Source organism: Neochlamydia sp. EPS4 (genome assembly GCF_000813665.1).
Taxonomy (GTDB): Bacteria; Chlamydiota; Chlamydiia; order Chlamydiales; family Parachlamydiaceae; genus Neochlamydia.
The window spans coordinates 21,763-36,353 of sequence record NZ_JSDQ01000093.1 but is presented as its reverse complement, the minus strand read 5'-3'; the positions used below and the strand labels follow the sequence as shown (position 1 = coordinate 36,353).

Annotated in this window: 16 protein-coding genes; 11 read left to right on the top strand and 5 right to left on the bottom strand. The window is 35.6% G+C overall.

Annotated elements, in window-relative coordinates:
* Positions 1–57: 57 nt before the first annotated feature.
* From DB42_RS09255 to DB42_RS09245, 3 genes are all read right to left on the bottom strand, one after another.
* A complete protein-coding gene (locus tag DB42_RS09255; protein WP_255359371.1) occupies positions 58–378 on the bottom strand; it encodes an F-box protein in 321 nt (106 codons plus the stop codon).
* Positions 379–686: 308 nt separating this feature from the next.
* Positions 687–1,118 (bottom strand): F-box protein, encoded by a 432-nt coding sequence (locus DB42_RS09250; RefSeq protein ID WP_044882709.1) that lies wholly within the window; start codon positions 1,116–1,118, stop codon positions 687–689.
* 243 nt (positions 1,119–1,361) lie between these two features.
* Positions 1,362–1,682, bottom strand: a complete 321-nt coding sequence (locus tag DB42_RS09245; protein ID WP_255359370.1) for an F-box-like domain-containing protein — start codon at positions 1,680–1,682, stop codon at positions 1,362–1,364.
* A 412-nt stretch (positions 1,683–2,094) separates the two neighbouring features.
* Here DB42_RS09245 and DB42_RS09240 point away from each other — a divergent pair, with 412 nt between their 5' ends.
* Positions 2,095–3,723 (top strand): IS1634 family transposase, encoded by a 1,629-nt coding sequence (locus tag DB42_RS09240; RefSeq protein WP_044882707.1) that lies wholly within the window; start codon positions 2,095–2,097, stop codon positions 3,721–3,723.
* Positions 3,724–3,898: 175 nt separating this feature from the next.
* Here DB42_RS09240 and DB42_RS09235 read toward each other — a convergent pair whose 3' ends face one another.
* Entirely contained in the window at positions 3,899–4,351 is a 453-nt protein-coding gene (locus DB42_RS09235; protein ID WP_044882706.1) for an F-box protein, read from the bottom strand.
* A gap of 518 nt (positions 4,352–4,869) precedes the next feature.
* On the opposite strand from DB42_RS09235, the gene DB42_RS09230 reads away from it, so the two are divergent.
* From DB42_RS09230 to DB42_RS09175, 10 genes are all read left to right on the top strand, one after another.
* Positions 4,870–6,258 carry a hypothetical protein gene (locus DB42_RS09230; protein WP_044882705.1) on the top strand — a complete coding sequence of 463 codons (1,389 nt, stop codon included), beginning with the start codon at positions 4,870–4,872 and terminating at the stop codon, positions 6,256–6,258.
* A 535-nt stretch (positions 6,259–6,793) separates the two neighbouring features.
* Positions 6,794–7,063 (top strand): hypothetical protein, encoded by a 270-nt coding sequence (locus tag DB42_RS11035; protein ID WP_080502824.1) that lies wholly within the window; start codon positions 6,794–6,796, stop codon positions 7,061–7,063.
* 32 nt (positions 7,064–7,095) lie between these two features.
* Positions 7,096–7,236 (top strand): hypothetical protein, encoded by a 141-nt coding sequence (locus DB42_RS11355; RefSeq protein ID WP_155117494.1) that lies wholly within the window; start codon positions 7,096–7,098, stop codon positions 7,234–7,236.
* A 455-nt stretch (positions 7,237–7,691) separates the two neighbouring features.
* Entirely contained in the window at positions 7,692–7,877 is a 186-nt protein-coding gene (locus DB42_RS09220; protein ID WP_044882704.1) for a hypothetical protein, read from the top strand.
* 158 nt (positions 7,878–8,035) lie between these two features.
* Positions 8,036–8,227 carry a hypothetical protein gene (locus tag DB42_RS09215; RefSeq protein ID WP_039383723.1) on the top strand — a complete coding sequence of 64 codons (192 nt, stop codon included), beginning with the start codon at positions 8,036–8,038 and terminating at the stop codon, positions 8,225–8,227.
* Between the two features lie 44 nt (positions 8,228–8,271).
* On the top strand, positions 8,272–8,469 hold the full coding sequence (locus DB42_RS09210; RefSeq protein ID WP_238578398.1) for a hypothetical protein: 198 nt from the start codon (positions 8,272–8,274) through the stop codon (positions 8,467–8,469).
* A gap of 1,174 nt (positions 8,470–9,643) precedes the next feature.
* Positions 9,644–9,838, top strand: a complete 195-nt coding sequence (locus DB42_RS09200) for a hypothetical protein (protein ID WP_039383729.1) — start codon at positions 9,644–9,646, stop codon at positions 9,836–9,838.
* 545 nt (positions 9,839–10,383) lie between these two features.
* A complete protein-coding gene (locus DB42_RS09190) occupies positions 10,384–10,662 on the top strand; it encodes a hypothetical protein (RefSeq protein WP_044882701.1) in 279 nt (92 codons plus the stop codon).
* Positions 10,663–11,338: 676 nt separating this feature from the next.
* Positions 11,339–11,533 carry a hypothetical protein gene (locus tag DB42_RS09180; protein WP_042241287.1) on the top strand — a complete coding sequence of 65 codons (195 nt, stop codon included), beginning with the start codon at positions 11,339–11,341 and terminating at the stop codon, positions 11,531–11,533.
* A gap of 103 nt (positions 11,534–11,636) precedes the next feature.
* Entirely contained in the window at positions 11,637–11,828 is a 192-nt protein-coding gene (locus tag DB42_RS09175; RefSeq protein ID WP_044882699.1) for a hypothetical protein, read from the top strand.
* A gap of 52 nt (positions 11,829–11,880) precedes the next feature.
* On the opposite strand, the gene DB42_RS09170 is transcribed toward DB42_RS09175, so the two are convergent.
* Entirely contained in the window at positions 11,881–14,568 is a 2,688-nt protein-coding gene (locus tag DB42_RS09170; protein ID WP_052436108.1) for a DEAD/DEAH box helicase, read from the bottom strand.
* Positions 14,569–14,591: the final 23 nt, after the last annotated feature.

The window sequence follows — 14,591 nt, the reverse complement described above, 5'->3', positions numbered from 1 at the left end:
CTCTTTGCCGGCCTCCCCTTACAACCTTAAGCTTTTTTAATGATTAAAGCTTTGACTTTAATTCATCAATACCAGCATCTCGGAAAAATCTCTTCCCTTATAATCGGGATGGGCGCGCACAGAGGCAATCTCTAGCTTAACTTCCCGTCTTATTGATTCGCTCCGGCTATAAAAAAGATAACTATTCCTAAAAGACCGAGGTGTTTTTAGACAAAAGCTAATATGTAAGGGTTCGTCTTTGAACTGCTGTTGATGATGTCTTTTCCACAATGTCTCTTCATCTCCTATTCTTTTCCAGCGTTTACATACTTGCTGAGCATTCACAAGCTCTTTGGGGGAGAGAAAAGAAAAAATATGCACAATCAATTCTTCTGGTATCGTTTTTATTGAGGGAGGGGACTCAGTAATAAGATGCCAAGGGCGCAGATCTATACAATTAAAAGGATTGAAGTTAAAAAAAAAAGCATCCCATTATAATGAATCCTTGATTAATAGAGTTAAAAACATTCTCAACGCAGATAGTCTTTTTAAGTTACTCACCTTAAGCACAGATAAGTTGGATAAATTATTCTAAAGATGTATTTTTTCTTTAAAAAGAGGAGAAAAAAATGAAACTTGATATTTATACAGATTATCTTATCAGCCTTATTCTTTTTGCCCGTCTCCTCTCAAAACCTTAAGCTTTTTTAATGATTAAAGCTTTGACTTTGATTCATCAATAACAGCCTTTCGGAAAAAATTGGATTATATGCGGGAGAGGCACGCCAAGAGGCAACCTCTAGCTTACTTTGCCGTCTTATTGATTTGCACAGGCTATAAAGAAGATAACTATTTCTAAAAGTTCGAATTCTTTTTGGACAAAAGCTAGTATGTAAGGGTTTGTCTTTGAAATGCTGTTGGTAATGTCTTTTCCACAATGTCTCTTCATCTCCTATTTTTTTCCAGTGTTTACATACTTGCTGAGCATTCACAAGCTCTTTGGGGGAGAGAAAAGAAAAAATATGCACAATCACTTCTTCTGGTATCGTTTTTATTGAGGGAGGGGCCTCAGTAATAAGACGCCAAGGGCGCAGATCTATACAATTAAAAGGATTAAAGTTAAAAAAAAAGCATCCCATTATAATGAATCCTTGATTAATAGAGTTAAAAACATTCTCAACGCAAATAGTCTTTTTAAGTTACACACCTTACGCATAGATGAGTTGAATAAATTATTCTAAGGGTATATTTTTCTTTGAAAAGAGGAGAAAAGAATGAAACTTGATCTTCTTGATATTTATACAGATTATCTTATCAGCATTATTCTCTTTGCCGGCCTCCCCTTACAACCTTAAGCTCTTTTGATGATTAAAGCTTTGACTTTAATTCATCAATACCAGCAGCTCGGAAAAATCTCTTCCATTATAATCGGGATGGGCGCGCAAAGCGGCATCCTCTAGCTTAACTTCCCGTCTTATTGATTCGCTCCGGCTATAAACAAGATAACTATTCCTAAAAGACCGAACTACTCTTGGATAAAAGCTAATATGTAAGGGTTCGTCTTTGAAATGCTGTTGATGATGTCTTTTCCACAATGTCTCTTCATCTCCTATTCTTTTCCAGCGTTTACATACTTGCTGAGCATTCACAAGCTCTTTGGGGGAGAGAAAAGAAAAAATATGCACAATCAATTCTTCTGGTATCGTTTTTATTGAGGGAGGGGCCTCAGTAATAAGACGCCAAGGGCGCAGATCTATACAATTAAAAGGATTGAAGTTAAAAAAAAAAGCATCCCATTATAATGAATCCTTGATTAATAGAGTTAAAAACATTCTCAACGCAAATAATCTTTTTAAGTTACACACCTTACGCACAGATGAGTTGAATAGATTATTCTAAGGATATATTATTTTCTTTGAAAAAAGGAGAAAAGAATGAAACTTGATCTTCTTGATATTTATACAGATTATCTTATCAGCCTTATTCTCCTGACTTTGACACTTCTGTTTTATAAGTGTTTTATTTTCAATAAGTTAAATTTTTGATAAGATTTTGTAGTGACAACTATTTTATATATTTCTTTGAAAATAAAGTACTTAAATATAAAATGTGAGTATGTTTATCAAGAAGACTCGATCAAAAAATTTTGTTTATCTTAGTTTAGTAGAGACTTTCCGAGAGAACGGAAAAGTTAAACACCGAACCATTGCACAATTGGGGCGATTAGATCATCTTCTTCAAAAAGGTGTACTTAGCCGCCTTTGCGAATCATTAAAAGGTTTAGGAGCATTTTCTGCAAATATTCCCACCATAAGAGAAATAGAGCGCATCAATTGGGGAGCAGAATTTATTTATAGACATATCTGGAAGCAATATGGAATGGATGCAATCTTAGATACTGTTTTTGGATCGACCAAAGTAGAATTCGATTACAAAGAGGTCATTTTTTTAGAAGTCATTTCACGGTTGATGGCGCCCTCTAGTAAACTTCAAGTTTATCTTAAGCAAAATCGATTTTTGGGGACCCATGCCATCCCTCTTCATCATATTTACCGAGTTTTAGATTACCTTTCATCTTTTCAAAAAGAAATAGAGAATTTAATTTTTCTAAAGCATGTCGATCGCTTTGGAATGAAGGTGGATGTCGTTTTTTATGATGTCACGACTCTTTATTTTGAAGGAGCTTTGCCGGATAGTTTAAGAGATTTTGGATTCAGTAAAGATGCTAAATTTGGAGAAGTGCAAGTTGTTGTAGGAATGTTGGTTGATCAAGAGGGGCGCCCCATAGCTTTAGGAATATTTCCTGGAAACACCTTTGAAAGTAAAACATTAGAAGAGGCGCTCAAAACCCTGCAAGAAAGATTCAAAATTCAGCACGTCATGATTGTTGCTGATAGAGGCATTAACTCAAAGTTAAATCTGAAAAGAATTAAGGATCGAGACTATGATTACCTTATGGGATGCAGATTAAAGAGCCTAAATAAAAGCTTGCAAAAGCAAATATTAGATATCAAGAAATACCAAACCATTAATGAAAGCGATGGAAATATTTTGAAATATCGAGAAATTGAGTTTGATAATGTTGTCGAATATGTAGAAGACAATAAGAAGAAGCAACAGATTTTGAAGGAAAGAATTATTTGCACATGGAGCTTAAAGAGAGCAGAAAAAGATCGAAAAGATAGAGAGCGATTAATTCACAAAGCTATGGAAAAGTTAGATCAGGGTACAGCTTCTTTAGAATCGAAAAAAGGCGCTAACAGATATCTAAAAAATGAAAAAAAACAAGCATCCTCGCTAGGATTAGATCTAGAAAAAATTAATGAAGATAAGCAATGGGATGGATTTTATGGAATTCAGGTTTCAAAGCAGGGTATGAAAAAAGACGAGATCCTTTCTAGCTATCATCGGCTATGGAAAATGGAAGAGTCTTTCCGCGTCATGAAGCATTCTTTGGAAATTAGGCCCATCTACTTATCCAGTCCCGAAAGAATCATGGGACATATCGTGCTTTGTTTCCTTGCCTTTGTTATGCATCGTAATTTAGAGATCGCCCTAATTAGAAAAGGAGCAGATCATACTGTTGAAAAAATAAGGGAGGCTATTGGCGAATTAGAAGCTTCTCTATTAGAAGTAAATGGGAAGCCTATCTTGCTAAGAACACCAGCAAAAGGATTATCTAAAGAAATTCTTCAAACCTTAAAGCTTAAACATCCAGGGGAAATGGTAATGAATGAGCGTTAGTTCGATGTAGTGTAGTGGCAATATTGCCATCTTTCGAAACAACGAGCATTGATAATCAACGTCTTAAGTCAAACAAGTGTCAAAGTCAGGAAAAAAGGAGAAAAGAATGAAACTTGATCTTCTTGATATTTATACAGATTATCTTATCAGCCTTATTCTCTTTGCCCGCCTTCCCTTACAACTTTAAGCTCTTTTGATGATTAAAGCTTTGACTTTGATTCATCAATAACAGCAGCTCGGAAAAACTTCTTCCATTATAATCGGGATGGGCGCGCAAAGAAGCAGCCTCTAGCTTAACTTTCCGGTCTATTAATTCGAACCGGCTGTAAACAAGATAACTATTTCTAAAGGACCGAAGTACTTTTGGATAAAAGCTAATATGTAAAGGTTTGTCTTTGAACTGCTGTTGATGATGTCTTTTCCACAATGTCTCTTCATTTCCTATTCTTTTCCAGTGTTTACATACTTGCTGAGCATTCACAAGCTCTTTGGGGGAGAGAAAAGAAAAAATATGCACAATCACTTCTTCTGGTATCGTTTTTATTGAGGGAGGGGACTCAGTAATAAGACGCCAAGGGTGCAGATCTATACAATTAAAAGGATTAAAGTTAAAAAAAAAGCATCCCATTGTAATGAATCCTTGATTAATAGGGTTAAAAATCATTCTCAACGCAAATAGTCTTTCTAAGTTACAAACTTTAGCAAATAGCAATATTATCTATCTACTACAATTATTTATGTCTACATTGTAAGCGGCCAAAAGATATATAAGGCTTTAGAGGAGATTTTATAAAGCATCTACACCGCCAAAAACGCTTCCAAATAGCTATTTTTTCTATTTGCAGGGCTTTTTGATTAACATTTACTTCTTAACCTCAACGGCTTAATTAGCCCGCACGGGTGGCCGCTTAAGAAATCTTCACATCTTTTTCATTAGAACCTTCTCCATTTAGGCATAGCTGTCTGTTAATGAATTTAATATAAGATTATATTAAAAATTTTAATGTAACTTTGTAGAAATCATACAATTAATAATTAAAAGTAATTAATTAAATTAATATTTAATTATTAATAAAATTATTTGATATAATAAATAATTGTAAGACATTAGAAAAACATATTTAATAATCAAAAGGAAGAAAGCTCATGCAGTTCAATCCTTATTCAGATTCTCAAGGATCTACAGAATCGCTATTAAAACATTTTTCTGAAGTCGGAAGTAATATGGGTAAAGGAAACCTGGCGCAGAAAGTTAATCAAGCCCATGTGATCTTAATTGGTGAAACTCATAATCAATCTACTGAAAAAATTCATCAGCTTGTGACTACCCTTCTTGTTACACATATAACAGATAAAGCAACCATCCTAGTAGAAGGACAAGCTTTTAATCGAAGCGCAAAAGTATTAAGCTCTCATTTAGAAAAATATGTGGATAAAGTTGACTTTTCATCCTGGGATTCTCCAGAAACATGGAAAATTTTAAATAGATTCTTAGGGGAAGTGACAGACGATGGTAATAAGGACATGGCAGAAACGATTAAAATATATTTAGACAATCCGGATAATTTAGGCGCTATGTGCGACGGTATGTACCGCACGATGCAGCATTTAACCCAGGTAACCGACGAATTAGCTAGTTACATAGAAGAATGGCCTTCAACAAGGCTAGACAAAGAAGAATTTAAAAATATATTGAAAGAGAGTGCTAGTAATTTAAAAACCATTCTTCAGCCTATAGAAGCTTTACAAGAAAAAGATGAGCAAAACACAATTACTGCACCAGAAATTGCTATCTTTCCCCTTAAATTGCTCAATCAAACTCTTATATTTATGCAAGCACTGGGGCACACAGCAAATGACTTACTTGCAATGAGTCATCCATCAAGAAATCAGGCTATGGTAGAAAATATTAGCGTCGCATTAAAATCTTATGAAAAAGTCATAGTCATCGCCGGTAGAGCGCACTTAAGCTCTTCCTCTTCACCAGGCTCGTTAGGAGAAAATATACACATTGCACAAGGGATTCAAATTTTGGGTAATAAACTGCTTTCCGAAGCTTCTAAGAACTTCAATTACCTAATCCTTGAAACTCGCGAAGCAGCAGACGATCTTCCAGAAATTCAGGCTCTTCCTGAAGAAATGAAGGAGCCATTAGGAAGCATAATAAAGGGCAAAGAAAAAAAAACAGAAAGAGCCCGCACGGCCTTAGATGCTCAACAAACAAATCAAGAGAGAAGTGGAAAGCAAATAAGGAGAGGAGTTAAAAATGAGCTAGGCTTCCAAGCGATTGAGAGTAATATTTACCAAATTGGCAAAATAACAGAGCTTTCTGAGCTTAGAGAAAAATTTAATGATATTTACGCATTAATTTTAGAAAATGCTTCCAGTTATTCTCAACAAGCCACTACACAACTTAATAACTTAATAATTGAAACTTTAAATGCATTAATTGGACTAACTTATAAAGAAATGCCCGCAAGCCAGCAACATTCTCTGCAACGCATAGCAAAAAGCTTTAAAAATATTTTTAATTAATAGACTGTATAATATAAAAAAAGTTAGTCATGCATGTGGCTTGTACGTTCCATAGCTTGGCAAATCCGAATTACCTACTCGTCTTACCCGCAGAGGAATTGAAAAAATTATTCTAAGGATATTTTTTATTTGAAAAGAAGATAAAAAAAATGAAACTAGATCTTTTTGATATTTATACAGATTATCTTATCAGCCAAAATCAACAAGCCCTAGCCACAGCGCTATCCAAGTTTTTTAGATGGCCAGATTAGCCATGATAAAATCACCCGTTTTCTTAATAATAATCCGTGGGGCTTAAAAGAACTATGGCAGCATGTTAAAAAGCAAGTGCGTCATCTAGAACAAGGTAAAGGAGGTGTGTTGATGATTGACGATCCAGTAGAAGAAAACCCCTATACGGATGAAAACGAAATCGTCTGCTGGCATTTTTCTCACACCCCAGGAAGATCACGTAAAAGGCATTAATCCATTTTCTAGCTTTAGTAGTTATGGAGATTATACCTTTCCCATCGGCTTTGAAGTAATTAGGAGAGATATGCACTTTTGCGACGTGAAAACAAAGAAAGAAAAAAGACAGCCATCCATTACTAAAAACCAACATTTTAGAGCCCTTACCCAGCAAGCAGTTACCAATCAAGCGAAGTTTGAGTATGTGCTAGCGGATAATTGGTTTGGCGCTAAAGATAATATGGAATTTATCCACTATAAAATCGAAAAGATGTTTATATTTGGTATAGAGTCTAATCGATTAATTGTTTTTTCTGAAGAACAAAGGAAAAAAGGCCAGTATTACAAATACGTTTAATTTCAAAGATGGAGATAAAAGAATAGTCTGGCATGAAAGAGTTAGCTTTTCCTATAGTTTTAATCACAAAGATTTTCAAGAACGAAGATAGCTTCACAGACATTCTTCACCTTGTGACTAACGATCTAAATCATGAGGCTGACCGCATCTATGGAATTTATCACAAACGGTGACGCATAGAAGATTATCACAAATCGATAAAGCAGAATGCTAGCCTTGAGAAGTTACCCAACGAAATTGCTCGCTCCCAAAGAAATCATATTTTTGCCTCTCTTATTGCTTACTGCAAGCTTGAATTTCTAAAAATTAAAACCCCTCTCGATCACTTTGCTTTAAAATATAAACTACTCTTTAAAGCCAATCAGATGGCTTATCAAGAATTACATAATTTACAAGGGAATTCTATATCTGCGTAAGATGAGTTAGAAAGCGCAAATTCATAAAGCTTTTCTTCTAAAGGCTTTGTTCTCTCTATCAAAGGCTTAGAAAAGCTTTTTCTAAAACTACGAGCATCTGCCTTATTAGAGGCGGATCATGCACCTAAATTAAATATTTTTTAAATAGTACCTGTTTTTGGCATCTATTTTGCTTATCATCTTACAACACTCAACAAGGAAAGGGGGGTACTATGAAGAAGAATGATACAAAAGATCAATTGGCTAGAAAAATTGCTTATTTGGAATTTGTAGAAGATCAATTAAGTACGGAGTTGGCTTATATCGATAAACTTCTTAAATCCGTCGGTTTTCCTCGAGGATTATCATCAGTTAAAGAAGTTGCCAGAGATATCTTGCAAGATCATTCTCAGGAATGATAAAGAATTTTTTAAATTCTTAGGGAAAAAACTGAGAAATGTGCTAAGAAAATGCTATGAAGCGTTTACCTGATTTTGATCGATTCTTTAAATAAATTTAACATACAAATGTTTTAGTAGAGGATGTCTTTTTTTTGTCATACCTTAAAGGATTAAAAATGAAAAACGCTGAGTTACACAAAAAGCTAGCCCACTTGGAATCGATGAATGATGTTTTAATAACTGAAATTGAAAACATTCATGAGCTTATGAAAATGATTGGATTTGCGAATGGTATTAATACCCTTAAGACAACAGCAGAGGGTATGATTTATAGTGGATATGGGAATGTTTCCAACTATTACAATTAACTATTCATAAAAATATATAAGGTATGAAAGCAAGAAGGAAAAAAATGAACAAAAAACAATTAGAGCAAAAAATTGCTTTTCTTGAGTCTATTAACGATCAGCTAAGTACGGAAGTTACTTATATTGATCAATTAATGAAGCTTATTGGTTTTGCAGGGGGAGTAGATACAGTTAAAGCTACCGCTACTGAAATTATAAAAAAAGGCTATACTATTACTAATTTGCCTGAAGATAAAGCTTAGCCAAGAGGGAATTTTTCTAAAAATGTCTTTCTTTGTAATAGATAGTCCCTAACTGTAACAGAAATAAAGAAAATATTCTTTAAAAGCCCTAAAGCTTAAAGTTATGCCGTGCAGGGATAGGGGTGAAGTTATGGTAAGGAGCTTAAGACCCCTAAGAAGAATCAAAATGTCAAATTTAGCAACTCATCAAAAAGTTATCAAAAAATAAGCTTAAATGTTTTTAAAGCGAGCTGAAACATTAGAAGATGTATTTCGGAGCTCTGTTAGGAGAAAGGAAGATTTCAAAGAGCTTTAATATCCAAAGAGTTGTATGAAATAGGTGGAGAAGCAGCTTTTCAAGATATGGCCCTAAAAGCCTTAGCATAAGAAACAGATTGGGCGAGCTTATCAAAAAAAATTGGTGTAGATTTTGCCTTTCAGAAGCCTGCTTATAGACAATTAAGAGTATGTAATGAGCATGAAGAAACAAGCAGCTTTCATTTTGCTGGGAGAGATGTATTTTGCTTGGCTCCTGAGGCAATCTTTAAAATTTTTTCAAAAAAAGCCTTAAAAAGGTGAGAAGCGTAAGATGGCTTTAAGAAGGAATGATATTAATAAAAAGACCAGCTACAAGCTCTCACAAAGCTAGGGAAGAAAAAGAAGCGCCTGGCGAAATTGAAACTGAACATCTAGGCATTTAATATCTTATAGTTACTTACTTAAGTAGGAACTATTAAGCGTAAAAGGCGTTTATCAATAGTGAACAATCGATACCTTATCTTAAGGTGGTTCCTATCAAACCTTACAATAGAAAAAATGCGTGAGTAGCAACGAATATGTTTAAATGCTCAGTCATCGCTTGGCTTGAAGAACAAGATATTTGTGTTCTAAGATGACCGATCGTGGTGCAGAGTACTGAGGAGTAAGAAAGCATCATGGATATAAACTTTATCTGGCCATCAAAGATATTAATTATTCTCGCATTAATCTCACGCACTTTCAAACCAAGAAAAACGGAATTTAACTAGGTGTACTTGCGAGAATCTAGGCGTCTAGCGATATCCTTTAGTAAGCAATGCCGCTTTTATAAGTTAGTATCCATGAGAGAGATATAAGAAACTTTTTTCTTTTTAGATAGATGGCACGCCTTTTGCATTAAAGCTAGTATATCACATCTTTAATGAGGGGAGGAGTTATGACTAAAGCAGAATTAATTAAAAAGATTGCCGTGTTAGAATCAGTGAATGATCAAATGTATTCAGAACTTTGTGAAGTAGATCGTCTGATGCGTTTAGTAGGTTTTGAAGGAGGATTGGAAACTGTTAAGCTAACTGCCCAAGAACTCTATCAAAGCGAACATATTGGTGAAGAAGGAGAAGAAATTTCTTAAACTAAACTTAATTAGAGATATTTTCCAATATAAGAGGTAAAAGATGAAAGTTCAAGATAGTTTATATGTTTGGATTGAGGGGAATGAAGATAAAAAAGAGAGGAGCGCTCTTAAGTCATTACAAAAACGCCATATAAAAAGAATGGGCCCTTCTCTTCACAGTAATCTTTTTACCTGCCTGCTCCTTAAAGCTCCTAACATTTCAACGAAGAGGGAGAGGATGGCTACTTCAGCTTTTAAAAAAAGAGAAATAAAAACACTGGCTGGTGCTTTTTCATGTCATATAGAGAGGAGAGTTTTGTTAAAGTTAAAAGAGGAAAAAGCCTTACAAAGCCCATGCCTTTAAGTTAATTGGGTAACCTGAGGTTAGGGACTATGTTTGTGGCTGTATTGCCTAGTTTATACGCCCGGCTAAGAGCCATGCTTAAGGCAAAGATAAGTTTTTCAATTTTTCTAAAAGCTTGTGGGTATAGATATGATGAGTTGGCTTCAGGCCGTCACCAACAAACATTTGCTAGCACTAGGTGTAGGAAATGTGATTGCTTATGGATGAAGAGCTTATTAAAAATGGCGTTACTCTAAAAGTGCTAGTCGGCCAGAAGATTCATTGCTTAGTGAGTGATCGAGGTTCAACTATTCCTCAAATTAAGGTAAAGATCAAACAGTATTGCTTAGCTCATCTGTTCCATAATAGACACGGGCAAGCAAAACAGCCCAGTATATCTTTAGAGGATGCACAGATAGGAGCCCTAAGTGATAATTTGCAAGAGCTTTTTAAAGATAAACCCCACTTAGAAAAAGGCCAAATCAGTCAGTGTGCTTAAACTGTAGTCTGGAGGCTACCTTAAGTGGTATTGTCTACAAGAAGGATTACAAGCGCTACAGTGATGGAGTAGCACTAATAAATTGCGGAAGTTTTCCCGCAAGCTTTTAAAGCAGAGCAAACATTTTCGTGCTTACTTGAAAGATCCTGCTCTTCCTATGACCTCTAATTCCGCGAAAGAATTTTTAACAAATCCTGTCATTGTATGTGAGGTGTGTCTAGATAGCCAGCCTACCTACGGCAAAAGATGGAAGAAAGTTCTCCCTAGTTCTATCGCACCTCTTTATTCCTAAGGAAAATTTATGCTAGATTTTCTGGCAAGCGTTATCCCTGCGGTTCGTACCAAGCAACCAATATCTTCTATCTTCTAAAAAATCTTTTATATCTCGTGAACATTTACAAAAATACTTCTCACTACTGGTTTGGTAAATTTAGCTATAAATATTAGTCCTTAGAGTAGGGAAGCAAAGCAATCTTATGAAAATACACCACGTAAAAAAAGGAGGAATTCACTTAAAAGACAAATGCCTTTTAAAAAAATAAAGAAATTTAAATTAACTAATTTTTTTTAATGCTTTAAAAGTGAAAGAGATAGATAGAATTTTTCTCTTTTTAGACGGATGGCATGCCTTTTGCATTAAGAAAAGTATATCACATTTTTAATGAGGGAGGTAGTTATGACTAAAGCAGAATTAATTAAAAAGATTGCCGTATTAGAATCCGTAAATGATCAAATGTATTCAGAACTTTATGAAGTAGATCGTCTGATGCGTCTAGTAGGTTTTGAAGGAGGATTGGAGACTGTTAAGTTAACCGCTCAAGAGATCTATCAAAGCGGGCATATGGGTGAAGAAGGGGAAGAAAATCTATAAATCGGTGCAATGGAATTAAAAGTATTCATCCACTTGGAAAGGATAAATAAAGGCTCAAAAATGATTTACATCCCGGGGTCAATCAATAGAAAAATAAAAGGAGATGGGACTCCTTAAGCCCTTAATTGAGCCCCAAATTAAAGGTATGCACAGCTCCTTATTAGGAAATCTTTTTGCCTGCCTGCTCCTTGAAGAGCCTATTAATTCACCAAAAGGAGAGGCGATGGCTACTTTAGCTTTTAAAAAAAGAGAAATAAAAACACTGGCTGGTACTTTCTCTTGTCGTACGGAGTAAAGAGAAGGGCTTTGCTAGAGCCAGAACAGGGAAAGCGTTACAAAGCCCTTACTTAATTTAATAGATAAGTTAAATCCTGTAAGGTTAATTGAGCAAAGGAGCCATCTTCTTCAAAAAGAGTGTCTATCATTGACTTTTTTTGCTCTTTTAAGCGCATGATTTTTTCCTCGATAGTTTCTATAGTCACATACCGCTTAGCAAATACAGGCGTGTTTCTTCCAATGCGATGAGCACGGTTAATGGCTTGCTTTTCAGCAGCTTCGTTCCACCAAGGATCAAAAATCATGACATGATCGGCTTTCGTTAGATTTAAACCCGTTCCTCCTGCTTTTAAACTAATAAGAAATAAAGGAATATCGGCATTATCCTGAAACTGGTTAACAACCTTTTCACGATCTTTAGTAAGGCCATCTAAATAGACAAAGCTCCACTGTCTTGCTTTAAATTCACGAGCAATAAGATGAAGCATGGAAGTAAATTGGCTGTAAATCAATACTTTACTTTTTTCTGCAATCGCGTTGCTCACATCCTGCAAAAAAGCCTCCATTTTTCCGCTCGTGCATTCTAGCTGTTCATCTTCAGTTAATTGAGAGGAAATTAAAAGAGGGTGGCAGCAGATTTGCCTTAATCTTAGAATGGCTTCAAATACCTCCAGGCGATGCTTAGACAATCCCTCAATATTTACTTTGGTAAACAAATGGCTTTTAATTCCTGCTAAATAGCTATCATAAATTTTTCTTTGAGAGGGGGGCATCTCTACCCATACGGTTTGTTCGATACAGGCGGGAAGATCTTTGGCTACTTCTGCTTTCTTTCTGCGTAATACAAAAGGATGAATTTTTTTCTTAATGTTTTGTAAGTAGCGGCTATCTGATTGGCTTGCTTTTAAACCAGCACAAAAGTCTTTCTCCTCGCCTAAAAGTTCGGGCATGAGGAAATGAAAGTGGGACCATATTTCTCCTAAATGATTTTCGATAGGCGTGCCGGTTAAGAGTAGGCGAAAGTCTCCTTGTAATTGATAAGCCGCCTTTGCTACTTGAGTAAGGGAGTTTTTAATCGCTTGAGCTTCATCTAAGATAAGGGCAGCAAATTCAATAGGAGCTAATAACGCTAGGTCAAGGCGCATCGTAGCGTAGGATGTTAAAATAATAGTATCACTAGTTAAATCGCCTTCCGTCAAGGCTCTTAATGGACCATGATGTAATATAATCTTTTTATGGGGAAGAAAACGCTCTATTTCTCGTTGCCAATTAAATATCAAGGAAGTGGGCATGATAATTAATACAGGTCTAGAATGCTCTAATTGAGACAAAAAAGCTAAAACCTGCACGGTTTTACCTAAGCCCATATCATCAGATAACATTCCATTAAATCCATAATGCTTTAAAAAGTTTAACCAGTTGAGGCCTTGTTGCTGATAAGGGCGTAAGGAACCTTGAAATAAAGGGCTAGGATTTACAGAAGGAAGTTCAGCCAAGGTTTGCAGTTCAGTTTTTAATTTGCTTATTGCTGCATCTAAAGAAAGATGAGAGGAAGCATGAAAGAGGTCTTCTAAAACTCTTAATTGATGTTTTTTTAGCCTTATACCCTCCGTAATAATTTCTCCTTCTCTAAAAAGAGTAGGAACTCCTTCGAGTTCCCATTTTTCGGGAAGTAAGCCTATGGCTTCTTCGCCAATTTGAACAAAACGCTCACTTTTATTAAAAGCTCCTGCTACTTCTTGAAGAGGAGCTTGGTAAGTATCAAAATGAAATGTTCCACGCGTGATGATCTCTTTTCCCTCCATAGAAATATCTAAATGGCTTTGAGTCAAAAGATAAACTTTTTTTCTTTGGTAATCTTTAATATGCCAACCAATCTCTAACAAAAATGTTAATGATTTAGCTACTTGATCAAGAGGGCAATAGTAGTGAGAGTGGCCAACTAATTTTTGGATAAACCCTGTCTCTAAAAGATCTTTCTCCCAATTCTTTTCAGCCCCTAGTTCACGCTTGTGAGCGTTTATATTTGTATCATGAAAGGGCCATTGCTTATCGTCACCATAATCCATCCATAGGTCTGCAAAAGCCCCAGAGCGATCTTTAAGGATCAGCAAAGGAAGCGGCTGCTGAGCCTGCTGATCGTACTCCTGTTTATTGCCTGTATAAACAATCCGTGCAAGGGATTCTACATCTGCATCTACTGTTTTTCTGCTTTCAAGTAAGCAGCTTAAAGAAAACTCAAGGGGTTCTTGATAAATTTGCTTAAGCTCTTTCCAGGTAATCTCCGTATGGATAAGCTTAAGAATATTTCCTTTAATGAACCAATGGTTGGACCCCCGGCAAATAAAATCGCAAGCTGATAAATTAAACTCTTGGTCTAAATACTTTAGCATGCCATGAGCTCTCTGATCATGAATGCGATAATAAAATTCTACAGGCGTAAAGAAATCGCAGATAAGTTTCTTTCCCTTATAAAAAAGCTTTCCTGAAGCTGCCAATAGCTTGAGAGCTTGGATGGATTGACTATAGGGAATTTTAAGATACCCATTCTCTAGCTTAGCATCTCTTAAGGTAAGAATGCGTTGAGGATCTTTATCTTTAGAAGTTGCCCATTGGCTCCAGCGTGTGGTCGTTGCAGGGGAGTTAAAAGAGCGAAGAGTTATGTTAAAGCCTTCATGTTGTATTTCTAAAAGCGCTACGGCCAATAGCCCTTCTTTCTCCGAGGCTGATTGATCGATGCTATAAGCTATTTCTGGCATAAATATTTTACTAATTGTTTATA

Bases quoted from the DNA above. Each gene is read 5' to 3' on its own strand.
- DB42_RS09240 (WP_044882707.1), top strand. From the start codon at position 2,095: ATGTTTATCAAGAAGACTCGATCAAAAAATTTTGTTTATCTTAGTTTA.
- DB42_RS09180 (WP_042241287.1), top strand. From the start codon at position 11,339: ATGACTAAAGCAGAATTAATTAAAAAGATTGCCGTATTAGAATCCGTA.
- DB42_RS09235 (WP_044882706.1), bottom strand. From the start codon at position 4,351: ATGGGATGCTTTTTTTTTAACTTTAATCCTTTTAATTGTATAGATCTG.
- DB42_RS09175 (WP_044882699.1), top strand. From the start codon at position 11,637: ATGGGACTCCTTAAGCCCTTAATTGAGCCCCAAATTAAAGGTATGCAC.
- DB42_RS09190 (WP_044882701.1), top strand. From the start codon at position 10,384: ATGGATGAAGAGCTTATTAAAAATGGCGTTACTCTAAAAGTGCTAGTC.
- DB42_RS09220 (WP_044882704.1), top strand. From the start codon at position 7,692: ATGAAGAAGAATGATACAAAAGATCAATTGGCTAGAAAAATTGCTTAT.
- DB42_RS11355 (WP_155117494.1), top strand. From the start codon at position 7,096: ATGAAAGAGTTAGCTTTTCCTATAGTTTTAATCACAAAGATTTTCAAG.
- DB42_RS09200 (WP_039383729.1), top strand. From the start codon at position 9,644: ATGACTAAAGCAGAATTAATTAAAAAGATTGCCGTGTTAGAATCAGTG.
- DB42_RS09250 (WP_044882709.1), bottom strand. From the start codon at position 1,118: ATGGGATGCTTTTTTTTTAACTTTAATCCTTTTAATTGTATAGATCTG.
- DB42_RS11035 (WP_080502824.1), top strand. From the start codon at position 6,794: ATGCACTTTTGCGACGTGAAAACAAAGAAAGAAAAAAGACAGCCATCC.
- DB42_RS09215 (WP_039383723.1), top strand. From the start codon at position 8,036: ATGAAAAACGCTGAGTTACACAAAAAGCTAGCCCACTTGGAATCGATG.
- DB42_RS09230 (WP_044882705.1), top strand. From the start codon at position 4,870: ATGCAGTTCAATCCTTATTCAGATTCTCAAGGATCTACAGAATCGCTA.
- DB42_RS09170 (WP_052436108.1), bottom strand. From the start codon at position 14,568: ATGCCAGAAATAGCTTATAGCATCGATCAATCAGCCTCGGAGAAAGAA.
- DB42_RS09210 (WP_238578398.1), top strand. From the start codon at position 8,272: ATGAACAAAAAACAATTAGAGCAAAAAATTGCTTTTCTTGAGTCTATT.